Raw genomic sequence first — 23681 nt, 5'->3', positions numbered from 1 at the left:
AATAGTAATCACTTTACGCCGCGCTGAAAGGGGGAGGAGGGATTTTTTTATGTATCAGTTTGCTGGATAGCGCTTTGGGGAAGAAATCAGTAAACGCTGGCGAACGCCGAATAGGTGCGCCCGCCAGCGGGATTAGTCGCCGAGATTAGTGCGGTTTCAACAACGCTTCCGCATGGCTAACAATGTTTTCCACCGTAAAGCCAAACTCTTTAAACAACTTATCGGCTGGTGCCGATTCGCCAAAGCTGGTCATCCCGACAATGGCGCCGTTAAGGCCAACATATTTATACCAATAGTCGGCAATCCCGGCCTCTACCGCCACGCGTGCGGTGACGGTGGAGGGCAGCACGGATTCGCGGTATGCCGCCTCTTGTTTATCAAACAGGTCGGTTGACGGCATCGAGACGACGCGCACCTTATGTCCGCTGGCGCTCAATTTTTCCGCCGCGCCGAGCGTAATCTCCACCTCGGAGCCGGTGGCAATCAGAATAATATCTGGCGTGCCGTCGCTGTCTTTCAAGACGTAAGCGCCACGCGAAATATTCTCCAGTTGCGCTTTGTTACGCTCAGGCTGCGCCAAATTCTGGCGTGAGAGGATCAAGGCGGTCGGGCCATGATGACGCTCCACCGCATGTTTCCACGCCACAGCGGTTTCCACCTGATCGCATGGACGCCATACGCTCATATTCGGCGTCAGCCGCAGGCTGGCTAGCTGCTCAACCGGCTGGTGGGTCGGGCCATCTTCGCCCAGACCAATGGAGTCATGGGTATAGACCATAATTTGCCGCGCCTTCATCAACGCCGCCATACGTGCCGCATTACGCGCATATTCAACAAACATCAAGAACGTTGCGGTATAAGGCACGAACCCGCCGTGATGCGCAATACCGTTGGCGATTGCCGTCATGCCGAATTCACGTACGCCATAGTGAATATAGTTACCGGCGAGGTCATCCTTAATGGATTTCGAACCAGACCAAATGGTCAGGTTACTCGGCGCCAGGTCGGCGGAGCCGCCGAGGAATTCCGGAAGTAGTTTACCAAACACTTCCAGCGTATTTTGTGAGGCTTTACGGCTGGCGATTTTTTGCGGGTTGGCTTGCAGTTGCTCGATAAATTTCTGCGCATCGGCCTGCCAGTTCTCAGGCATTCCGCCGTCCATGCGACGCAGAAACTCTTTCGCTAATTCGGGATGCGCGCTTTGATAAGCCGTGAATTTATCCTTCCACGCTTTCTCGTGTTTTTCGCCTTCGGTTTTGGCATCCCATTGCTGATAGATTTCTTTAGGAACCTCAAATGGCGGATAGTTCCAGCCCAGCGCTTTACGGGTCAGCGCGACTTCTTCCTCGCCTAACGCGGCGCCATGCGCTTCTTCTTTACCGGACTTATTCGGTGAACCGAAACCAATCACGGTACGGCAGATAATCAACGACGGCTTATCGGTGACGCTTTGCGCTTCTTTAATGGCTTTTGCCACCGCGTCTGGGTCATGACCGTCAATTTCGTGTACCACATGCCAATGGTAGGCTTCAAAACGTTTGGCGGTATCATCGGTGAACCATCCTGCGGTTTCGCCGTCAATGGAGATTCCGTTGTGATCGTAGAAGCCAATCAGTTTACCCAGCCCCAATGTTCCCGCCAGTGAGCATGCTTCATGGGAGATGCCCTCCATCAGGCAGCCATCACCCATAAAGACGTAGGTATAGTGATCGACAATATTGTGATCGGGACGGTTAAACTGCGCGCCAAGCGTGCGCTCTGCGATGGCCAGACCGACGGCATTCGCCAGCCCTTGCCCTAACGGGCCGGTCGTGGTTTCAACACCGGGGGTATAGCCGATTTCCGGGTGACCTGGTGTTTTAGAGTGTAGCTGGCGGAAGTTTTTCAGCTCTTCCATCGGCAAGTCATAACCGGTTAGATGGAGCAGGCTGTACAACAGCATCGAGCCGTGGCCGTTCGACAAAATAAAGCGGTCGCGATCGAACCAGGCGGGATTCGTCGGGTTGTGGTGGAGGAAGTCGCGCCATAGCACTTCGGCAATATCCGCCATTCCCATTGGCGCGCCAGGGTGACCGGAATTCGCTTTTTGAACCGCATCCATACTTAGCGCACGAATCGCATTAGCCAGCTCTCTACGTGAAGACATGTTTTTCTCCCTTGAATTCGGGGTGGGGAAATTTAAACGTTGTCTGGTAGATGCCGGGAGGTGCCCCGACTCTACGAGACAACGCCATTAGGCTGAGGCGGCAGCGTACGGCTGCCGCCTGTCGGATTACAGACGTGCCGCCAGCACTTCTTCCAGTTTTTCCTGGTCGGCGGCGAACTGACGAATACCGTCCGCCAGTTTGTCTACCGCCATCGGATCTTGGTTATGTTCCCAACGGAATTGCGCTTCTGACAGCGGAGCAGGCTGATGGAAAGCTTCGGTAGAGGGGATCAATTTACGCTCGACGGGCGCATCGCTCGCTTGTAACTCTTCCAGCAGGTTGGGGGAGATCGTCAGACGATCGCAGCCTGCTAACGCCAAGATTTGCTCCACTTTACGGAAGCTGGCGCCCATAATGACGGTGTTATAACGGTGCTGTTTATAGTAATCATAAATATTACGCACTGACTTCACGCCCGGATCCTCATCCACCACATAGGGGTCGAGCGGTTTACGGCTGTTATACCAGTCGAAAATACGGCCGACAAACGGCGAAATCAGAAAGACGCCCGCTTCGGCACAGGCGCGTGCCTGGGCAAATGAAAACAGTAACGTCAGGTTACAATTGATGCCGTTTTTTTCCAGCTCTTCCGCCGCGCGGATACCTTCCCAGGTTGAAGCCAGTTTGATCAGGATACGAGAGCGGTCAATACCGTGATCTTCATACATCCTCACCAGTTTCTCTGCTTTGGTCACACACATCCCGCGATCATAAGAGAGACGGGCGTCAACCTCAGTCGAAACGCGGCCCGGTATGCTTTTTAATATTTCCATGCCGAGGTTAATCGCAACTTTATCGCTGGCGTTGATAATTTGGGTTTCTTTGCTGCCGCCCTGTTTCTTCGCGTATTCAATCGCATCGTCAATCAGGTGCTTGTAAGACTCAAGGCCAGACGCTTTCAGGATCAGAGACGGGTTGGTGGTTGCATCTTCGGGGTGATAGTTACGAATAGATTCAATGTCGCCACTGTCCGCCACCACGGTAGTGAACTGTTTTAGTGCATCAAGCTGGTTCATCTCTTATCTCCTTGATAAGCAATCGGTAATGCAACACCGCCGATGGCGGTGTCAGAACGGGCTAACTCAGGCAACGTTATGCAGCCTGATAGCCGCGTTCGGTAAATGACAGATCAACCACATTGCCTCAGGCGCTTTCCGATGAAAATGCGTTTTCTCTGATTGTTGCAATGGGCTCGCCTCACAGCAGATTGCAGCGTCTTGCGCCGCAACACGGCTGTTATGGAGAGCGGTTTACTCACTCTCCTGTCGTTCGTAATAGCCAATTTTTTCTACTTTGGGTGCGGATCGTCCGCCTTCAAATTCCGCATTAAGCCAGGCGGCGACAATCGATTTCGCCAACTCCGGCCCAATCACCCGCGACCCTAGCGACACAATTTGCGCATCGTTACTTTTACGCGCGCGTTCAGCGGAATAGGTGTCATGACACTGCGCGGCGCGGATACCCGGTACCTTATTGGCGGTAATACTCATCCCAATTCCGGTACCGCAAACCAGAATGCCACGTTGGTGACGACCCGATTTGATGGCTTGTGCCACTGTCCAGGCAATATCAGGGTAAGCGCTGCCGCTATCTTGCCGTGTGTCGACGCTGTAATCAGTCACGCTAAAGCCTGACTGTTGCAAGTAGTGGACAAGGGTGTTTTTCAGTTCAATGGCGGCGTCATCCGCGCCAATCGCAATAGGAAGCATAGCAGATCTCCAGAATAACGTGGCTGAGCCTGCGGCCAGAAACGGCGGCAGGATCGTAACAGGAATTACCCTATCGCTAAATTATCAAATGTTCAATCAATGTTCATATGATTAGTGCAGATCATCACTCACGCGACGATGATGAGTGATCAACATCACGTTTATTTTTGTTTTTGGTTCTTTTTGACCTTTATCAGCGCTCAATTTGACCGACTTCACAAATATAGCGGTAGAGGGTGGCATTTTTCCTTCATAAAGTTAGTGTTCATTTGTTCAGTTAATGTTTTATTGTTCATCAAGCGAAGCAGGAGAGGAAACATGTGTCAGAAATGTGAGCACAGCGGCCAAATGGCGGAAAACATTCCACAGCGTATGAAAGCGGTAGTGGCCTATGCGCCGGGCGATTATCGGCTTGAAGAAGTGGCGGTACCGACCATCGGTGCCGGTGAGATTTTAGTGAAGATTGAGGCCTGCGGTATTTGCGCCGGAGACGTGAAAGCCTACGACGGGGCGCCCAGCTTCTGGGGCGATGAGAAACAGCCCGCTTATATTAAAGCGCCAATGATTCCGGGGCATGAGTTTATTGGTCATGTGGTGGGGTTTGGCGCAGGCGTCGACGGGTTCGCGATTGGCGACCGGGTGATCTCAGAACAAATTGTTCCCTGCTGGAACTGCCGTTTCTGTAACCGTGGGCAGTACTGGATGTGTGAAAAGCATGATTTATACGGTTTCCAGAACAATGTGAATGGCGGTATGGCGCAGTACATGAAATTCACCAAAGAGGCGATTAACTATCATGTACCGGCGGAGTTACCGATTGATCAAGCGATTTTGATTGAACCTTACGCCTGCTCTTTTCATGCGGTACAGCGCGCCAATATTAAGCTCGGTGATGTGGTGGTGTTGGCGGGCGCAGGGACGCTTGGGCTGGGAATGATTGGTGCGATAAAAAAATCCGGCGCGGCGAAACTGGTGGTGCTGGATCTGTCCGACAGCCGACTCGAATTAGCGCAACGCTTTGGTGCCGACATCGTGATTAATCCGGCCCGTGAGGATGCGGTAAAGCGGGTAAAAGAGATGACCGAAGGCTATGGCTGTGACATTTACATTGAAGCGACCGGCGCCAGTAAATCAGTCGAGCAAGGGCTCACGATGATTCGTAAGCTCGGTACCTTTGTCGAATTCTCGGTATTTAAAGATCCGGTAACGGTTGACTGGAGCATCATCAGCGATCGCAAAGAGCTGGATCTGCTGGGTTCCCATCTCGGCCCTTACTGTTACCCGTTGGTCATCGAAGGCATCAATGATGGTTCATTACCAACCGAAGGCGTGGTCACGCACACCTTACCACTGGAACAGTTTGCGCAAGGTTTCGAACTGATGAAACGCGGTGTTGACTCCATCAAAGTGGTGCTTAATCCCAATCTTTGACACCGGTCCGGGAGCGGTAAGGCCTGACTATTCAGGCTCGACCTCCTGGCCTCCATCACGGGGTGTTTTATGCTGCATAATTTGATCAACCGTATTGGGCTTCCGCCAAAATTGCTGCTGGGTTATGCCGGTGTGCTGATTTTTATGATGGGCGAAGGGCTGGAGCAGGGATGGCTGTCACCCTATTTGATTCAGAATGGCTTAACCATGCAGGAGTCCGCGCTGCTTTTCAGTGTGTATGGCTTTGCCGCCGCCATTGCCGCGTGGTTTTCCGGCGTATTAGCGGAAATTTTTACCGCGCGTCGCGTGATGCTGGCGGGTTTAGTGATGTTTATGATTGGCTCGGTGCTGTTTCTTTCCGTGGGGTTACCGAGCCATCACCTGGCTACCATGATCCCCACCTACGCATTACGCGGCCTGGGGTATCCATTGTTTGCTTACGGCTTCCTGGTTTGGGTTGCCTATGAGGCGCCGCTTGAACGGCTGGGATCGGCGGTGGGCATTTTTTGGTTTGTCTACAGCGGCGGCCTGAGCGTACTTGGCGTGCTCTATTCCAGCATCATGCTGCCGGTCTTAGGCGAAATGCATACGCTGTGGAGCGCGCTGGTGTTTGTGATGCTTGGCGCCATCATTGCGCTATTTCTCAACCGCGGAAAAGCGGCCAATGACGTGAAGAAACCCACCGCCTCACTGGCCTATGTTCTGAAAGGCATCACCATTGCTTTCGAGAACCCTAAAGTTGGGCTGGGCGGCATTGTTCGTACCATCAATACCTCCGCCGCCTATGGGTTTGTGGTGTTTATGCCGACTTACATGATGGACTTGGGATTCACCCGTACCGATTGGTTGCACATGTATGCGGCGCTGTGGACGGTGAATATCATTTTTAACCTGCTATTCGGCATTATCAGCGACGGGTTGGGCTGGCGTAACGTGGTGATGTGGTTTGGCTGCATCGGTTGTGCCATCACCACTTTACTCTTCTTCTATATGCCACAGTGGCTGGGCGCAAATTATTGGGCCACGGTATCCATGGCTGGCTTGTTTGGCGCCTGTCTTGCCGCATTCGTTCCGCTTTCGGCTCTGATGCCCACGCTGGCGCCGGAAAATAAAGGGGCGGCGATGTCGATCCTTAACCTTGGCGCCGGTTTAAGCACCTTCGTTGGCCCGGCAGTGGTGGGGTTATTTATTGGCGCTTTTGGCGCGGCGGGCGTGATTTGGATCTATGCCGGTCTCTACCTGTTTGCTGCCGTATTGATGAAATTTGTCACCTTGCCGCAGACAGAAGCGGCAGCCAGCTCGCGGGCGGCATGCGGCGAATGGGTAAAAGATAAAGGTGCCTCACTATGAGCCTTGGTAAAAATGCGCGCTACCGCGCGCCGTTTTGTCGAGCCAGCGCACATTGCGGCAACTGCACGGTTTCTTGTCAGCCGCAGGGCGGCAATGATGAATGGCGCGAATCGGCTGGTCGGCGGTGGCAATACCAGCCTGTGATATCAATGAAATAAGGAGAAGCGGCGATGAATCGAATTATTAACCATCCGGATTATGTGGTCGAAGACGCCATTCAGGGGTATGTAAAAGCACATCCCTCAATCTTTGCCACCACGGAAAATCCACGGGTATTGAAACGCCCGCAGGCACCGATTAGCGGCAAAGTCGGGGTGGTGACCGGCGGTGGGTCGGGGCATGAGCCAGCCTTTTTAGGGTATCTTGGCGAGAATATGCTGGATGCGGTAGCGATTGGGGAGATTTTCTCTTCGCCGACCGCCGGCGCCTTCCTTGATGCCTTTAAAGCCGCCGATGCCGGAGCGGGCGTCGCCTGCCTGTATGGCAATTACGCCGGCGATAATATGAATGTGAAAATGGCGATGAAAAAAGCCGCCGCCGCCGGTATCACGGTAAAAACCGTGGTGGCGAATGATGATGTGGCCTCAGCGCCAGCCGATGAAAAAGCGCGCCGTCGCGGCGTGGCGGGCGAAATTTTGATGTGGAAAGTCGGCGCTGCCGCCGCCGCGCAGGGCTATGACCTTGATGGCGTAATCGGCGTCGCGCAAAAGGCGATTGATAACTGCCGTTCCATCGGGGTAGGTCTCAGTTCCTGTACTATTCCGGCGGTTGGTAAGCCGAATTTTCATATTGAAACCGGCACCATGGAGATTGGTATCGGTCACCACGGCGAACCGGGTATTGAAGTGGTTCCGACCCAGTCGGCAAAAGAGATGGCCGTCACCATGCTCAATTTCGTCCTGGAGCAGCAGACAGATACCGCGCACCCGGATGTGGTGGTGTTAGTGTCCGGTCTTGGCGCCACCCCGGTGATGGAGTTGTATATCTATTATGCTGAAATTGAAAAAATCCTCAGCGAGAAAGGTATTCGCATTCACCGTAACTATGTCGGTAACTATTTCACTTCTCTGGAGATGATGGGCGTCACATTAACGGTAATGAAGCTTGACGATGAGTTGAAAAAACTGATTGATCTGCCCGCCCAATCCCCCGGTTTAACGCAAGCGGAGTAATAATGATGACCACGCTTTCCACCCAACATGGCAGTGATGTCGTCGCCGATTTGGTGACCATCGTTAAACAAAACCGTGAATATCTCAGTGAGATTGACGGCGCGATCGGCGATGGCGATCACGGTATTAATATGGCGAAAGGGTTTACCCAATGCGGCGAGCGTCTCGCCGGTAACCAAACGCTGGCGCAGGCGTTTGACACGCTTTCCGATGCATTAATGGAAGGGATTGGCGGCTCAATGGGGCCGTTATACGGCAGTTTCTTTATGGGCATGGCTGATTACGCGCGCGACAAAACCACGCTCTCGGCACCACAGTTTGCCGCCATGCTGCGCGCCGGGCTGACAGAGTTACAAGATATTAGCGAAGCCGGGGTCGGCGATAAATGTTTGATGGATACCTTGATCCCTTCGGTGGCGATGGCTGAACAGCGTGCGGAGCAGGGATTTCCTGTTATGCTGGAGGCGCTAAAACAGGCGGCCAGCGCAGGGCGAGATTCAACCCGCGATCTGGTGGCGAAAATTGGGCGCGCCAGCCGGTTGGGTGAACGTTCTCGCGGCGTACTGGACGCGGGTGCGGTATCATGTTGCCTGTTGCTAACACAGTTGGCGGATTCGACGGCGACGGCGCTTGAGACTCAGCCAGCGTAGCGGGGCCGCGGGGCCGCGCCGCCCACTTTATTACTTCTAGACGTTGCGAGATAACTAGCCGGATGGAAAAAAACACGCTCTCCCAGGATACCGAACTACTGACAGAAATTGCGGTGGCCTATTATCAGGATGAAATTACGCAAGAAGAGATTGCGCGTAAATTTAATATCTCGCGTATCAAGGTGGGGCGTCTGCTAAAACGGGCGAGGGAAGAGGGCATTGTAGAGATCAATGTTCGTTACCATCCGGTCTTTAGCACGCGTCTGGAACAACAAGTGTTGGCGCGTTTTCCACTGCAACGCGCGTTAATTGCGCTCGATCACCCGGATGATGAAGAACAGCGTCGTCAGGTTGCCGCGCTAGTCGCGGCGCACCTCGCGCAGAATTTGAAAGATAATGCGGTGGTGGCGGTTGGGCAGGGGCGTAACGTCGCGGCGGTGGCCGATCACCCAGGCAGCGTTCCGACCCGGCACTGCCATTTTATTAGCGGCATTGGCGGCACTCATCGTCCTGGCGATGCGATTAATGCCGATCATATTAGTCGCCGTATGGCGAAAAAGTTCGGCGGGATCAGTGAAACGTTGTATGCCCCGGCCTATGTTGAAAACCGGGCGCTCAAGCAGGCGTTTATGCAAAACGGCACCATTAAAGAGACGCTGGATCGCGCGCGTAAAGCCGATATTGCGCTGGTCGGAATTGGCGATATGAATGAAAACAGCTACATGGTTAAACTGGGCTGGTTTACACCGCATGAAATTATTGATGCCAGCCTGAATCAGGGGGTGACCGGCGATGTGGCGGGGTATGATTTTTTTAACGCGCAAGGCGAGCATGTCGATACCGTAATGAACGATCGTGTGATTGGTCTAAGCATTGATGAACTACGCAAAATCCCCTGTGTTATTGCGGTGGCTTCTGAAAACACCAAAGCAATGGCTATTCTCGGCGCGTTGCGTACCGGCGCCATCGATATTATCGCCACCTCGGCGCAAAATATCAGAACGCTCCTGAACATGACCAAGTAAGCCGCAAACGCGGCGCTTTTTAGCGCTTTGGAAATTATTTCCGAAATCTTCTTTTGCGTCCCAATTATTTGGGGCGCTTCATGTTTTTTATCCGTTTCTCGCTTCTATACTGAGTAGTTGACTCCCTACATCGCTATCCGATAACCAAGGAACTGCTAATGGATGACCAACTAAAACAGAGTGCGCTCGATTTTCATCAATTCCCGGTACCAGGAAAAATTCAGGTTTCCCCGACTAAACCCCTCGCCACGCAACGCGACTTGGCTTTAGCCTACTCGCCCGGCGTGGCGGCGCCGTGCCTCGAAATTGCCGATGATCCACTGGCGGCACACAAATACACCGCCCGCGGTAATCTGGTAGCCGTGATTTCTAACGGAACCGCGGTATTAGGGTTGGGGAATATTGGCGCGTTGGCCGGTAAGCCGGTTATGGAAGGAAAGGGCGTACTGTTTAAAAAATTCGCCGGTATCGACGTGTTTGATATTGAAGTGGATGAACAAGATCCCGATAAGCTGATTAACGTGGTGGCGGCGCTGGAGCCGACGTTCGGTGGCATCAATCTTGAGGATATTAAGGCGCCTGAGTGTTTCTATATTGAGAAAACGCTACGTGAGCGCATGAAAATCCCGGTGTTTCATGACGACCAGCACGGTACGGCAATCATTTGCACCGCCGCGGTGTTGAATGGGTTGCGCATCGTGAAGAAGAATATCTCCGATGTACGGCTGGTGGTTTCCGGCGCCGGGGCCTCGGCGATTGCCTGTATGAACCTGCTGGTTGAGCTGGGTATGCAGAAACACAACATTGTGGTCTGCGATTCAAAAGGGGTGATTTATCAGGGACGTGAGGAGAATATGGCGGAAACCAAAGCCGCCTACGCGATTAAAGATAACGGCAAACGCACGCTTGATGATGCAATCACCGATGCCGATATTTTCCTTGGTTGCTCCGGCCCGAAAGTGCTCAGTCAGCAGATGGTGAAACGGATGGCGAAAGATCCGCTGATCCTCGCGCTGGCAAATCCTGAGCCCGAAATTCTGCCGCCGCTGGCGAAAGAGGTGCGTCCGGATGCCATTATTTGCACTGGTCGTTCGGATTATCCGAATCAGGTGAATAACGTACTCTGCTTTCCCTTTATTTTCCGTGGCGCGTTGGACGTCGGCGCGACGGCAATTAACGAAGAGATGAAACTGGCGGCAGTACATGCTATCGCCGAACTGGCGTTGGCTGAGCAAAGCGATGTCGTTGCCTCGGCCTATGGCGACCAGGAGTTATCATTTGGCCCTGAGTACCTGATTCCTAAACCGTTCGATCCGCGCTTAATCGTACAGATTGCGCCAGCGGTTGCGAAAGCGGCAATGGATTCCGGCGTGGCCACGCGCCCGATCGAAGATTTTGAGGCGTATAAAGATAAGCTGACCGAGTTTGTCTATAAAACCAACCTGTTTATGAAGCCGATCTTTTCGCAGGCCCGTAAAGAGCCGAAACGTGTGGTGCTGGCGGAAGGAGAAGAGGCGCGGGTGTTGCATGCGACCCAAGAGTTGGTTTCTCTCGGTCTGGCAAAACCAATATTAATTGGCCGCCCGAGCGTGATTGAGATGCGCCTACAGAAGCTGGGGCTAAAAATTGAGGCCGGAAAAGATTTCGAAGTGGTGAATAATGAGTCCGACCCGCGCTTTAAAGAGTATTGGAATACCTATTATCAGATTATGAAACGCCGTGGCGTATCACCGGCGGAGGCACAGCGTGCCGTTATTGGTAACCCGACGCTGATCGGCGCGATCATGGTGCACCGTGGTGAGGCGGACGCGTTGATCTGCGGCACCATTGGCGATTATCAGGCGCATTATGACATTGTTGAGAAGCTATTTGGTTTCCGGCCGGATGTGAAGGTGGCGGGGGCGATGAACGCCTTACAGTTGCCGAGCGGTAATACCTTTATCGCCGATACCTATGTTAATGAAGATCCCTCACCGGAGGAGTTGGCGGAGTTGACGATTTTAGCGGCGGAAACGGTACGACGCTTTGGTATTGAGCCAAAAGTTGCGCTGCTCTCGCACTCTAGCTTCGGTTCATCTAACGCCCCGGCGGCGTGTAAAATGCGTAAAACGCTGGCGCTGGTTAATGCCCGGGCGCCGGACCTGGAGATTGACGGTGAAATGCATGGCGATGCCGCGCTGGTTGAAAGCATCCGTCAGGATGCGATGCCGGACAGCCCGCTGAAAGGGTCGGCGAATATCCTGATTATGCCAAATGTGGAGGCGGCGCGAATCAGCTATAACCTGCTGCGTGTCTCCTGTTCAGAAGGGGTAACCGTCGGGCCGGTACTAATGGGCATCGCCAAGCCGGTACATGTGTTGACGCCGATTGCTTCGGTGCGGCGTATTGTCAACATGGTGGCGTTAGCGGTGGTGGAAGCGCAGACGCAACCACTGTAATCATCGGGCGCGGATTAGCGCGCCCGGCAGGTTATATCCATTCTTTGACCGGTAAAAAGTCGTGGTACAGCGCGGCTTCCGGCGAGCCATCCTCAAGCTGATAATCATACTCCCAGCGCACTAACGGCGGCATCGACATCAGAATCGATTCGGTGCGGCCGCCAGTTTGCAGCCCGAATAGGGTGCCACGATCCCACACTAAATTAAACTCAACGTACCGCCCGCGACGATAAAGCTGAAACTGACGCTCACGGTCGCCCCACGGCAACGCTTTACGGCGTTCAACAATTGGTAAATAGCCGTCAAGGAATCCGTGACCCACTGCTTGAGTAAAGGCGAAACAGTGCTCAAAATCAGGCGTATTTAAATCATCAAAGAACAGCCCGCCAATACCGCGTTGTTCATCACGGTGCCTGATATAAAAATAGTCATCGCACCATTTTTTATAACGCGGATAGACATCCTCACCAAACGGCTGGCAGAGGCGATGAGCGGTTTGATGCCAGTGTACGGCATCTTCCTCAAAACCATAAAAGGGCGTTAAATCGAAGCCGCCGCCAAACCACCAAACCGGATCGGCGCCGGGTTTCTCGGCGATAAAAAAACGCACGTTAGCGTGGCTGGTCGGAATATAGGGATTTTCCGGATGTACCACCAGTGAAACCCCCATGGCTTCAAAACTGCGGCCCGCCAGTTCAGGGCGATGCGCGGTCGCCGACGCGGGCATTGCCGCGCCGTGTACGTGTGAAAAGTTGACGCCCGCTTGTTCAAACAGCGCACCGTTACGTAACACCCGGCTACGTCCGCCGCCGCCCGCTGAACGTGTCCAGTTATCTTCGCTAAACTGCGCCGCGCCGTCGGCGTGCGCCAACTGCTGACAAATGTTGTCTTGCAGGCTGAGCAGAAATTGCTTTACCTGTTCACTATCGGGAACTGTCATAGAAATATCGTCGTCATTGATTTGACGCGATTATACCTAAGCCGGGCGACGATTGTGACTGTCATATTCATCGAAGTAACTGATGATGCCGTCGACAATCGCGCTAGCGATTTTTTGACGGAATGCCGTGCTGCCCAATAACCGCTCTTCGCCTGGATTGGTAATAAAAGAGGTTTCGACCAGCACCGAAGGAATAGAAGGGGATTTCAGCACCGCAAAGGCGGCTTGCTCGGTTTCCTGGCTGTGCAAATGGTGTACCGGACGAATCTGTTTCAGCACATGCTGCCCGAGCGTCAGGCTATTTTTGATGGTGTCGGTTTGCACTAAATCGAATAGCACTTGCTGCAGATAATTGTCCTTCTCCTGCACTTTAACGCCGCCTATTGCATCGGCAGCATTCTCTTTTTCCGACATATAGCGCGCCATCGCGCTGCTGGCGCCACGGTTAGAGAGCGCGAAAACCGACGCGCCGCTGGCGTCCGGGCTGGTAAACCCATCGGCATGAATCGACATAAAAAGGTTCGCGCCATGTTGATGCGCAATTTCTACCCGCTCGTAGAGCGGAATAAAATGATCGCTCTCGCGCGTTAAACGCACCTCAATACGCGGATGTTCGCTCAATAACCGGCGGATGTTATTGGCAATCTCCAGCACGATATGCTTCTCTTCTGAGCCTTCTTCACCCACCGCGCCGGAATCAATACCGCCATGACCGGGATCGATCATCACAATACGTTTGCCTGTCGCCGCCGGAATGACGCTGCGGCTTGCCTGGCGATGGGGGCGTGGCGTTAGCTTAAGCGTGGCATCTTCCTCTTTGGCCTGCGCGCGTTGTTTAGGTAACAGTGCCAACGCCAGGCCGGAAAGTAGCAACTGGCGACGAGAGGTCAGGGGCAAAAACGTTTTCATGCAGAAACCCGATGTGATGAAAAGTATTGTTATATCGTATCAATTGGTCGACGGCGACAAGGGAACTATTTCAGCGTTTTACTTTTTATTTCAGCACGCTAATAGAACAAAAGCGGATTTTTTCTGTGGAAGCCGCGTTCAAGGGTTGCACGAGGCAAAGAATGCGTGATAATCAGCAAATTCGGTTAAACATCTGAGTAAACGTCATGGAAATCCGTGTATTCCGCCAGGAAGACTTCGAAGAAGTTATTACGCTCTGGGAGCGTTGTGATTTGTTACGCCCGTGGAATGATCCCGAGATGGATATTGAGCGCAAGCTCAATCACGATCCCGATTTGTTTCTGGTGGCGGTGGTCGGCGGTGAAATCGTGGGGACGTTGATGGGCGGCTATGACGGGCACCGCGGCTCGGCTTACTATCTTGGTGTGCATCCGGATTATCGCGGGCGCGGTTTCGCAAATGCGTTGCTTAACCGGCTGGAAAAAAAACTGATTGCGCGCGGGTGCCCGAAAATCCAGTTACTGGTGCGGGAAGAGAATGACGCGGTTATCGGTTTTTATGAAAAGCTGGATTATGACCTGCAAGATACCGTTAGCCTTGGAAAACGCCTGATTGAAGATCGCGAATATTAACCCAGGCGTGGCCTTAATCGGCGGGTTACGCCTCCTCCTCGCCTCCGGCTTTTCCGGGGCGTTTCTTGTTTGTAGATAACGTTACCGCATCATGTCCTTCAATTATTCTCCTGACGCCTACGATAATAAGGGCCAACTTCGGTTACCGGTTACCTTCTGGTTGGTGCTGTTAGTGCAGGCACGTACATGGGTTCTGTTTGTGATGGCGGGCGCATCACGTCAGCAGGGCGCGTCGTTGTTGGCGTTGTTCTACCCCGACTCACAGGCCTTCTGGCTGGGATTAGGTTTGGGCGTTCCGGCGGCGTTGGGGTTATTGTTAACCGGTTACCGCCAGCGTCTTCCCCGATTATGGCAGAGTTGGCGTTATGTACTGAGCATCAGCTTGTTCGCCAGTGCGCTATTACAGGGCTGGTGGTGGCAGGACGATGACAGTTTTTCGCCAGCGGTTGCCGGGCTAATGGCGGTAGATTTACTGGCGATGGGCTATTTACTGGGAAATCGCCGCTTGCGGGACGTGTTTAATCCGCGACTAAATGGCGCGGAATAAAACTTTTTCCCAATTTAGCACTCAAATCCGATTCGCACGTTCCGCGTTTTAATTACAGGAGTTGCCATGAAAGCTTTTCGACCCGCGCTCATTATCACCGCCCTACTGCTGGCGGGATGTGCCAGTTCAGGTTCGACAACCTCTTCCGATTCGAGTTGGTGGAACCCCTTCTCTAAAATTTCCTGGTCGAGCCTGTCGCCGCTTAACTGGTTTCACTCCTCGCTGAAGGTGAGCGAGCAGGGCGTTGGCGGCTTAACCAGCGCCACGCCTATGAACCGGGACGCGATTGATAAAGGCCTGAATGGCGATTATACCCTGCGGCAGGGCATGCGTAGTGAGAAAGGCGCGGTGGTTTCCTTCTGGCAAGCGGTGGATGACGGCGAAGTGAAGCTGGCGATATACGGTAAAAGCAGTATTGAGCGTATTGAAGTGACCGATAGCGATATTGCCAGCGTTGACGGCACCAAACTGGGCGATACCTTTAGCCAGCACTACCAGAAGGCGTTTGGCAACTGCCAGCAGGCGGAAGGCGTGGGTGAAAATGGTGTCGAATGTAAAGCGCCAAATAGCCAGCATATTAGCTATGTCTATCATGGCAAATGGGCCGGTCCGGAGGGCTTAATGCCGCCGGATGATACGCTGAAAAGCTGGACGGTCACTAAAATTATTTGGCGTCGTTAATCTCCTCCCCGGGCGGAAAACTTTCCGCCCGTCTCCCTTTTCTTTGCGGCGAAACAACCTTCTTTCTCTGGTTTCCGCTATGATATGCGCGAAATTTCTGCATTGTTAAGCACTTACAGGAGAACAGCCGGATGTCTCAGCATCAGAGCGGCATTTTGCCAGAGCATCGTCGCTTTGCCATTTATCTGGAAGCGAAAGCGCAGGGCGCAACCGAGGCCATTCGCGCCGGAAGTAAAGCGTTTTATCAGCAGTTAACGCAGTTACAACACCAATTTCCCGATGCCGGTTTAGGTGCCACTCTTGCGTTTGGGCAGGGGCTGTGGCGCGATATCGGCCACCCCGACAGTGCCGGTGAGTTAAAAGATTTTCAGCCGTTGGGCAAAGGGCTGGCGCCCGCCACCCAGCGCGATGTGTTGATCCATATTCAGTCGTTACGCCATGACGTCAACTTTACTCTGGCGCAAAAAGCATTGGCTGTGTTTGGCGCGGCGCTGGTAGTGGAAGAAGAGACACACGGCTTTCGCTGGACCGAAGAACGCGATCTTTCTGGCTTTGTCGACGGTACTGAAAACCCGCAGGGCGAACAGCGCCAGGCGGTGGCGATTATCGCCGAAGGCAGAGATGCGGGCGGCAGCTACGTGTTGACCCAGCGTTGGGAACATAATCTCAGGTTGTGGCACAAGATGGACGTCAGCAAACAGGAAAAAATTATTGGCCGCACCAAAGTGACCAATGAGGAATTGGACAGCGAAACGCGTCCGGCTACCTCGCACGTTAGCCGTGTGGATTTGAAAGAGGACGGCAAAGGGCTGAAGATTTTACGGCAAAGTTTACCCTACGGCACCGCCAGCGGTACCCACGGCTTGTATTTTATTGCCTACTGCGCCACGCTGCATAATATTGAGCAACAGTTGTTGAGTATGTTTGGTGAAAGCGATGGGCAGTATGATGCGATGCTGCGCTTTACCAAACCAGTGAGCGGCGCTTGGTGGTTTGCGCCTTCGGTAGAAACCTTACTGGCGCTGTAAATTCCATCATCAGGAAACGCGGTTGGCGCGTTTCCTTGGTCACATGCTTTCAGCAGACGTCATTTCCCACCCTGCGCATAACCATTCCCGGCGGCTTATAGCTTTTTCAACTTTGAAATCATCAAACGGTATATAAAACCGTTACAGCTTTTACCTGGGTTATAAATAAACTGAGTCCAATGGTGGCGCGAGCCGGTTCACGACTTCAGGGTGCTAAATGACTTTTTCTCAGGTGAAAAAACTCACCGGCGGAGCTGTGCTCTGCCTGGTATTGGTCGGTTCAGCGCAGGCGACTGAACTGCTGAACAGCTCTTATGATGTGGCTCGCGAACTCTTTGTGGCGTTAAACGCGCCGTTTGAACAGCAGTGGGACGCCGCACATCCCGGCGACAAACTGACCATCAAACAATCCCATGCCGGTTCCTCAAAGCAGGCGCTGGCCATTCTGCAAGGCCTTAAAGCGGATGTCGTTACCTATAACCAGGTTACCGATGTTCAGGTACTGCACGATCGCGGCAACCTAATCCCGGCTGACTGGCAGCAGCGCCTGCCGAATAACAGTTCACCTTTTTACTCGACCATGGCTTTTCTGGTTCGTAAGGGAAACCCGAAAAATATCCATAGCTGGAGTGATTTGACGCGTAGTGACGTGAAGTTGGTTTTTCCTAATCCGAAAACCTCCGGTAACGGGCGTTACACCTATTTGGCAGCATGGGGCGCGGCAGACCTGGCTGACGGCAAAGATCGGGCAAAGACCGAACAGTTTATGACGCAGTTCCTGAAAAACGTTGAAGTGTTCGATACCGGCGGTCGTGGTGCGACCACCACTTTCGCCGAGCGTGGGTTAGGCGATGTGCTGATTAGTTTTGAGTCGGAAGTGAACAACATCCGCAACCAGTACCCTAAAGCGGGATATGAAGTCATTGTGCCGAAAACCAATATCCTGGCGGAGTTCCCGGTGGCTTGGGTTGATAAGAATGTGCAGCATAACCACACCGAGCAGGCGGCGAAAGCGTATTTGAATTATCTCTGGACGCCGCCCGCGCAGAAGATCATTACGCAATTCTACTATCGGGTGAATAACCCGGCATTGATGGCACAGCAAAAAGACCGTTTCCCGCAGGTCAGTCTATTCCGCGTTGAAGAGGCGTTTGGCGGCTGGGCATCGGTCATGAAAGACCATTTCGCCAGCGGCGGCGAGTTGGATAAGTTGTTAGCGGCGGGGCGTAAGTGATGTTTGCAGCAAGTAGTAAGCGCGTGTTGCCCGGATTCGGACTGAGTCTCGGTAGCAGCCTGTTTTTCACCTGCCTGATTCTGTTGTTACCGCTCAGCGCGCTGTTGATGCAGCTTTCGCAGATGAGCTTACAGCAGTATTGGGAAGTGGTGACCAACCCCGAAGTGATGGCGGCCTATAAAATAACGCTGATCGCGGCAGGCGTGGCCTCCATTTTCAATGCGTTTTTCGGCATGTTGATGGCATGGATATTAACCCGCTACCGCTTTCCGGGACGCAGTATTCTTGACGGGCTGATGGATCTCCCTTTCGCGCTGCCTACGGCGGTGGCGGGGTTAACGTTGGCCGGGTTGTTTTCGGTTAATGGTTGGTATGGGCAATGGCTGGCGCAGTTTGATATCAAAGTCTCCTACACCTGGCTGGGGATTGCGGTGGCAATGGCCTTCACCAGCATTCCCTTTGTGGTGCGCACCGTCCAGCCGGTACTGGAAGAACTGGGGCCAGAGTATGAAGAAGCCGCGCAAACTCTGGGCGCTAGCCCATGGCAAAGTTTCCGCCGGGTGGTAATGCCTGAAGTGGCGCCCGCGCTACTGGCGGGTACCGCGCTATCGTTTACGCGTAGCTTGGGTGAATTTGGCGCGGTGATTTTTATTGCCGGCAACATCGCCTGGAAAACCGAGGTTACGTCACTAATGATTTTTATCCGCCTGCAAGAGTTTGATTACCCGGCGGCCAGCGCGATTGCGTCAGTGATTCTGGCGGCTTCATTATTATTGCTGTTCGCTATCAATACATTACAAAGTCGCTTTGGCCGTCGTTTAGGAGGTCACTAATGGCGGATATTTCTGAACTCAATGCCATGAACCGCCCACGCATTAACTGGGCAAAAGGGATTTTGATCGGGCTTGGTGTGATCATTTCCGTGCTATTGCTGGTAGTGCCGTTGGTTTCGATTTTTACCGAGGCGTTAGCGCAAGGGCTGATGGCCTCGTTGGGTAATTTGAAAGATAGCGACATGCTACATGCTATCTGGCTGACGATTCTGGTGGCGTTAATTACCGTGCCGGTCAATCTGGTGTTCGGCACCTTGTTGGCCTGGCTGGTAACGCGTTTCAACTTCCCGGGACGGCAACTGCTGGTGACCCTGTTTGATATACCGTTTGCGGTATCGCCAGTGGTGGCGGGTCTGATCTATTTGCTGTTTTGGGGCGTTAATGGCCCGGTTGGCGGCTGGCTTGATGCGCACGATATTCAGTTGATGTTCTCGTGGCCTGGAATGGTGATGGCGACGGTGTTCGTCACCTGCCCCTTTGTTGTGCGCGAGTTGGTGCCGGTGATGTTGAGCCAGGGAAGCCAGGAAGATGAGGCGGCGATCTTACTCGGCGCGTCCGGTTGGCAGATGTTTCGCCGGGTGACGTTACCGAACATCCGTTGGGCATTGTTATATGGCATTGTGTTGACCAATGCCCGAGCGATTGGCGAGTTTGGCGCGGTCTCGGTGGTTTCGGGATCGATCCGCGGCGAAACCTATACTTTGCCGCTACAGGTTGAGTTACTGCATCAGGACTATAACACCGTCGGCGCTTTTACTGCCGCCGCGCTGTTAACCCTGATGGCGATTGCGACACTATTTCTCAAAGGCGCGCTGCAGTGGCGTTTAGAACACCAGGCCGGGCGTTTGCAACGGGAGGAAAATCATGAGCATTGAGATTAGCCAAATCAATAAATCCTTTGATCGCACGCAGGTGCTGCACGACATTTCGCTGGATATCGCTTCCGGGGAAATGGTGGCGCTGCTTGGCCCTTCCGGCTCGGGAAAAACCACGCTGCTGCGGATTATTGCCGGGCTGGAACACCAAACGCGTGGTCAGCTTAGTTTTCATGGTAAAGACGTTAGCCGTCTGCACGCGCGTGACCGCCAGGTTGGCTTCGTGTTCCAACACTATGCGCTGTTTCGCCATATGACGGTATTCGACAATATTGCCTTTGGTCTAACGGTACTTCCGCGTCGCGAACGTCCTTCCGGCGCGGCGATTAAGCAAAAAGTGGCTCGCTTACTGGAAATGGTGCAGTTAGGACATTTAGCCAACCGCTATCCGGCACAGCTTTCCGGCGGCCAGAAACAGCGGGTGGCGTTGGCCCGTGCGCTGGCGGTAGAACCGCAAATTCTCTTATTGGATGAGCCGTTTGGCGCGTTGGATGCCCAAGTACGTAAAGAGCTGCGTCGCTGGCTGCGCCAGTTACATGAAGAGTTGAAATTTACCAGCGTGTTTGTAACCCACGACCAAGAAGAGGCGATGGAGGTTGCCGATCGGGTGGTGGTAATGAGTCAGGGGCATATTGAGCAAGTCGGTACGCCAGAAGAGGTTTGGCGCGAGCCGGCAACCCGCTTTGTGCTGGAGTTTCTTGGCGAAGTGAACCGCTTTGATGGCGAAGTTCATGGTTCGCAATTTCATGTCGGCGCGCATCATTGGCCGTTGGGCTATACGCCTGCGCATCAAGGCGCGGTAGAGCTGTTTTTACGGCCATGGGAGCTGGACGTCAGCCGTCAAAGCAGTCTGGAAACGCCACTTCCAGTGCAGGTATTGGAAGTGAGCCCGCGCGGGCATTACTGGCAATTGGTGGTTCAGCCTGTCGGCTGGCACACGCAGCCAATCGCGCTGGTGTTTGATGGCGACCTTACTGCGCCTATTCGTGGCGAGCGTTTATTTGTTGGGCTGCAACAGGCGCGTATTTATCAGGGAGATAACCCCCTGCGTGCGGTTGCCTTTGCCGAAAGCGCCTGATATTTTCTAACCCTTTCTCAACCCACCGAGGCGGGCGTTTGCCCGCCAGTGTGATGTTCGCCTGCCGGGAAACCACCGTGACTACTTTGGAAGACACCATCGGCAATACGCCGTTGATCAAATTACAGCGTCTGACGCCTGCCAACGGCAGTGAAATCTGGCTGAAGCTGGAAGGTAATAATCCTGCGGGCTCGGTGAAAGATCGCGCGGCGCTGTCGATGATTCAACAGGCGGAACGGCGTGGGGAAATCGCACCGGGCGAGGTGCTGATTGAAGCCACCAGCGGAAATACCGGTATTGCGTTGGCGATGATTGCAGCGATGAAAGGCTATCGGTTGAAGTTGTTAATGCCGGAGAATATGAGCCAGGAACGTCAGGCGGCGATGCGTGCCTATGGCGCAGAACTGATTTTGGTTAGCCGTGAACAGGGCATGGAAGGCGCGCGTGATTTGGCGCAGGAGATGGCGGCGCGTGGTGAAGGCAAAGTGCTCGATCAATTCAATAATCCCGATAATCCATTGGGGCACTATCTCACCACTGGCCCGGAAATCTGGCGACAAAGTCAGGGGCGTTTAACGCATTTTGTTTCCAGCATGGGGACCACCGGCACCATTTCCGGCGTGGGGCGTTACTTGAAAGAGCAGGGCGGACGGGTCGAAATTGTAGGGTTACAGCCCGAAGAAGGGAGCAGTATTCCGGGGATTCGTCGCTGGCCTGCCGCTTATTTACCGGGGATCTACCGTCCGGAATTGGTGGATCGGGTAATGGATATGTCACAACAGGAAGCCGAGCAAGTGATGCGTGCGTTGGCGCGTCAGGAAGGGGTTTTCTGCGGCGTTAGTTCGGGCGGGGCGGTTGCTGGCGCGTTACGGATTGCGCAGCAACAGCCGGGCAGTATTATTGTCGCCATTGTTTGCGACCGTGGCGATCGGTATTTGTCGACCGGGGTTTATCAGCACCAGGGGTGAGTTTCCTCACCCCGCTGGCCGCATTAGGGCGGCTACTCCCTCTCCAGCGCATGGATCGGGTCCATTTTGGCGGCGCGCCGTGCCGGGAAGAAGCCGAAAATCACGCCGATTAGCGTAGAACAGATAAAGGCGGCAATAATCGAAAACGGTGAATAGATCATGCTAAAACTGCTGCTGGTTTGTGCGAGGATCATGCCCGGCACCAGCGCCAGCAGCACGCCAAATATGCCCCCCGTCAGGCACACTAACACTGCCTCGATCAAAAACTGCTGCATAATATCGCCAGCCCGTGCGCCAACCGCCATGCGTACGCCAATCTCACGGGTCCGTTCGGTCACCGACACCAGCATAATATTCATCACGCCAATACCGCCGACCAACAAAGAGATCAGAGCGATCATCGCCACTAACAGTGTTAACGTATTGGTAGTGCTTTCAATCGTTTTACGGATACTGTCGGTATTCAGAATGAAAAAGTCTTTGGTGGTATGGCGCTGCATCAGTAAGCGAGTCACTCCTTGCTCCGCCAACGCAAGATCGACATTATCTTTCACCCGCACGGTAATCCCGCTTAGCCAGGTTTGCCCCATCATGCGTTTCATCGCGGTGGTATAGGGCACCCAAATATTGAGATTGCTGTCACTGCCAAAGCTGCTTTGCCGCGTCGCGATGCCAATGATCCTTACTGGCATTGAACCTAAAATAATCACCTGACCGAGTGGGTTCTCATTGGCGCGAAACAGCTTATTACGCGTATTTTCGTCAATCACCGCTTCCTGCACTAAGGCATCAACGCCCGCGCGGTTAAACGCCATGCCACGCGTCAGCGTATAGCCACGTACCGCAAAAAACTGTTCGCCGACGCCATTCACCATCGCGGTGAGCGCTAAATTACGATATTTCAGCGTGGTGCTGACGGAGAGCGATGGCGTGACACTATGCACATACGGTTGGTGTGCCAGCGCATCGGCATCGCTGGCGCGCAGCGTCTGAATTTTCGACGAGTTCATATCGCCGAAATCGGTACCGGGGAAAATATCCAGCGTGCTGGTACCCATTGCGCTAATTTCCGTCAGGATTTTTTGCTGCGAGCCTTTACCGAGCGCAACTACCGCCACCACTGAGGCAATGCCGATGATGATGCCGAGCATGGTTAGAAAGGTCCGCAGACGTTGCGCCATCATCGACACCAGCGCCATGCGAAACGCTTCGCTGAGCCGATCGCGTAATGCGCGCCAACGGCTGCCATTGGTAGTATTGACGGCAGACCGTTGGTGTTCGGATCCCGCGTGGTTATCGCGCTTGTCCGCAATAATCTCACCGTCATGAATTTCGATGATCCGGTCGGCATTTTGCGCAATACGCATGTCATGCGTGACGATCACCACCGTGTGGCCCTGCTGATGCAAGTCGCGCAGGATATTCATCACCTCATCGCCACTGTGGCTATCCAGCGCGCCGGTAGGCTCATCCGCCAGAATCACCTCGCCGCCATTCATCAGCGCCCTGGCAATACTCACACGCTGTTGTTGACCGCCGGAAAGCTGCCCGGGACGATAAGTCAGCCGCTCACCGAGCCCCAGCCGTGTGAGTAGCGCGGTGGCGCGATCGTGACGAGCTTGCCGGTCTTTACCGGCATAGATGGCCGGGATTTCAACGTTACCTAACGCCGTCAATTCGCTGAGTAAATGGTAGCGTTGGAAGATAAAGCCGAAGTGCTCGCGCCGCAATTCCGCCAGCGCGTCATCGGTCAACTGTGTCACCGAGCGGTCGGCGACCCGATAATCACCGCTGCTTGGCTTATCCAGACAGCCGAGCAGATTCATCAGCGTGGATTTTCCTGAACCGGATTGACCGACGATGGCGACAAACTCACCGGACTCAATCGCCAGGTTGATATTTTTCAACACGCGAACGCGCTGTTCTCCGCTTTGAAACTCGCGGTTAATCTCCTCAAGCAGCAACAGAGCCATG

Annotated in this window: 21 protein-coding genes; 15 read left to right on the top strand and 6 right to left on the bottom strand. The window is 53.7% G+C overall.

Features of this window, described 5'->3' with window-relative positions:
• Window positions 1-145: 145 nt before the first annotated feature.
• From tkt to rpiB, 3 genes are all read right to left on the bottom strand, one after another.
• Complete coding sequence (tkt, locus tag PMPD1_RS16295) at window positions 146-2146, bottom strand: transketolase (RefSeq protein WP_173635033.1); 2001 nt, start codon at window positions 2144-2146, stop codon at window positions 146-148.
• Window positions 2147-2272: 126 nt separating this feature from the next.
• Window positions 2273-3223, bottom strand: a complete 951-nt coding sequence (gene tal / locus PMPD1_RS16290) for a transaldolase (protein WP_173635032.1) — start codon at window positions 3221-3223, stop codon at window positions 2273-2275.
• A gap of 234 nt (window positions 3224-3457) precedes the next feature.
• Window positions 3458-3916: a ribose 5-phosphate isomerase B gene (rpiB, locus tag PMPD1_RS16285; protein WP_173635031.1), complete on the bottom strand. Its 459-nt coding sequence runs from the start codon at window positions 3914-3916 to the stop codon at window positions 3458-3460.
• 318 nt (window positions 3917-4234) lie between these two features.
• Here rpiB and PMPD1_RS16280 point away from each other — a divergent pair, with 318 nt between their 5' ends.
• From PMPD1_RS16280 to maeB, 6 genes are all read left to right on the top strand, one after another.
• On the top strand, window positions 4235-5347 hold the full coding sequence (locus PMPD1_RS16280) for an MDR/zinc-dependent alcohol dehydrogenase-like family protein (protein WP_354292661.1): 1113 nt from the start codon (window positions 4235-4237) through the stop codon (window positions 5345-5347).
• Between the two features lie 69 nt (window positions 5348-5416).
• On the top strand, window positions 5417-6697 hold the full coding sequence (locus tag PMPD1_RS16275; RefSeq protein ID WP_173635030.1) for an MFS transporter: 1281 nt from the start codon (window positions 5417-5419) through the stop codon (window positions 6695-6697).
• 170 nt (window positions 6698-6867) lie between these two features.
• On the top strand, window positions 6868-7869 hold the full coding sequence (locus PMPD1_RS16270; RefSeq protein WP_173635029.1) for a dihydroxyacetone kinase subunit DhaK: 1002 nt from the start codon (window positions 6868-6870) through the stop codon (window positions 7867-7869).
• Window positions 7870-7871: 2 nt separating this feature from the next.
• Window positions 7872-8519 carry a dihydroxyacetone kinase subunit DhaL gene (gene dhaL / locus PMPD1_RS16265; protein ID WP_173635028.1) on the top strand — a complete coding sequence of 216 codons (648 nt, stop codon included), beginning with the start codon at window positions 7872-7874 and terminating at the stop codon, window positions 8517-8519.
• A 62-nt stretch (window positions 8520-8581) separates the two neighbouring features.
• Window positions 8582-9544, top strand: coding sequence for a sugar-binding transcriptional regulator (locus PMPD1_RS16260; RefSeq protein ID WP_173635027.1), 963 nt, complete (start codon window positions 8582-8584; stop codon window positions 9542-9544).
• Between the two features lie 158 nt (window positions 9545-9702).
• Window positions 9703-11982, top strand: coding sequence for an NADP-dependent oxaloacetate-decarboxylating malate dehydrogenase (gene maeB, locus PMPD1_RS16255; protein ID WP_173635026.1), 2280 nt, complete (start codon window positions 9703-9705; stop codon window positions 11980-11982).
• Window positions 11983-12013: 31 nt separating this feature from the next.
• On the opposite strand, the gene hemF is transcribed toward maeB, so the two are convergent.
• Together hemF and amiA are read right to left on the bottom strand one after the other, a co-directional pair.
• Window positions 12014-12922, bottom strand: coding sequence for an oxygen-dependent coproporphyrinogen oxidase (gene hemF / locus PMPD1_RS16250; protein ID WP_173635025.1), 909 nt, complete (start codon window positions 12920-12922; stop codon window positions 12014-12016).
• Between the two features lie 36 nt (window positions 12923-12958).
• A complete protein-coding gene (gene amiA / locus PMPD1_RS16245; protein ID WP_173635024.1) occupies window positions 12959-13831 on the bottom strand; it encodes an N-acetylmuramoyl-L-alanine amidase AmiA in 873 nt (290 codons plus the stop codon).
• Window positions 13832-14037: 206 nt separating this feature from the next.
• Between amiA and PMPD1_RS16240 the strand changes: the two genes are divergently transcribed.
• From PMPD1_RS16240 to cysM, 9 genes are all read left to right on the top strand, one after another.
• Window positions 14038-14463: a GNAT family acetyltransferase gene (locus PMPD1_RS16240; protein ID WP_173635023.1), complete on the top strand. Its 426-nt coding sequence runs from the start codon at window positions 14038-14040 to the stop codon at window positions 14461-14463.
• A gap of 91 nt (window positions 14464-14554) precedes the next feature.
• On the top strand, window positions 14555-15010 hold the full coding sequence (locus PMPD1_RS16235; RefSeq protein WP_173635022.1) for a DUF2919 domain-containing protein: 456 nt from the start codon (window positions 14555-14557) through the stop codon (window positions 15008-15010).
• A 66-nt stretch (window positions 15011-15076) separates the two neighbouring features.
• Entirely contained in the window at window positions 15077-15691 is a 615-nt protein-coding gene (locus PMPD1_RS16230) for an RpoE-regulated lipoprotein (protein WP_173635021.1), read from the top strand.
• 131 nt (window positions 15692-15822) lie between these two features.
• Window positions 15823-16719 carry a Dyp-type peroxidase gene (locus PMPD1_RS16225; protein WP_173635020.1) on the top strand — a complete coding sequence of 299 codons (897 nt, stop codon included), beginning with the start codon at window positions 15823-15825 and terminating at the stop codon, window positions 16717-16719.
• A gap of 217 nt (window positions 16720-16936) precedes the next feature.
• Complete coding sequence (locus tag PMPD1_RS16220) at window positions 16937-17953, top strand: sulfate ABC transporter substrate-binding protein (RefSeq protein ID WP_173635019.1); 1017 nt, start codon at window positions 16937-16939, stop codon at window positions 17951-17953.
• Window positions 17953-18786 carry a sulfate/thiosulfate ABC transporter permease CysT gene (cysT, locus tag PMPD1_RS16215; protein ID WP_173635018.1) on the top strand — a complete coding sequence of 278 codons (834 nt, stop codon included), beginning with the start codon at window positions 17953-17955 and terminating at the stop codon, window positions 18784-18786. The genes PMPD1_RS16220 and cysT overlap by 1 nt, the downstream gene beginning before the upstream one ends.
• Window positions 18786-19661: a sulfate/thiosulfate ABC transporter permease CysW gene (gene cysW, locus PMPD1_RS16210; RefSeq protein ID WP_173635017.1), complete on the top strand. Its 876-nt coding sequence runs from the start codon at window positions 18786-18788 to the stop codon at window positions 19659-19661. Before cysT ends, cysW begins: the two co-directional genes overlap by 1 nt.
• Window positions 19651-20739 (top strand): sulfate/thiosulfate ABC transporter ATP-binding protein CysA, encoded by a 1089-nt coding sequence (cysA, locus tag PMPD1_RS16205; protein ID WP_173635016.1) that lies wholly within the window; start codon window positions 19651-19653, stop codon window positions 20737-20739. Before cysW ends, cysA begins: the two co-directional genes overlap by 11 nt.
• A gap of 77 nt (window positions 20740-20816) precedes the next feature.
• Window positions 20817-21707: a cysteine synthase CysM gene (gene cysM, locus PMPD1_RS16200; protein ID WP_173635015.1), complete on the top strand. Its 891-nt coding sequence runs from the start codon at window positions 20817-20819 to the stop codon at window positions 21705-21707.
• A 32-nt stretch (window positions 21708-21739) separates the two neighbouring features.
• On the opposite strand, the gene PMPD1_RS16195 is transcribed toward cysM, so the two are convergent.
• A complete protein-coding gene (locus PMPD1_RS16195) occupies window positions 21740-23680 on the bottom strand; it encodes a MacB family efflux pump subunit (RefSeq protein WP_173635014.1) in 1941 nt (646 codons plus the stop codon).
• Window position 23681: the final 1 nt, after the last annotated feature.

Source organism: Paramixta manurensis (genome assembly GCF_013285385.1).
Lineage (GTDB): Bacteria > Pseudomonadota > Gammaproteobacteria > Enterobacterales > Enterobacteriaceae > Paramixta > Paramixta manurensis.
The sequence above is the reverse complement of the archived record's forward strand: the minus strand, read 5'-3'. Positions and strand labels throughout refer to the sequence as shown.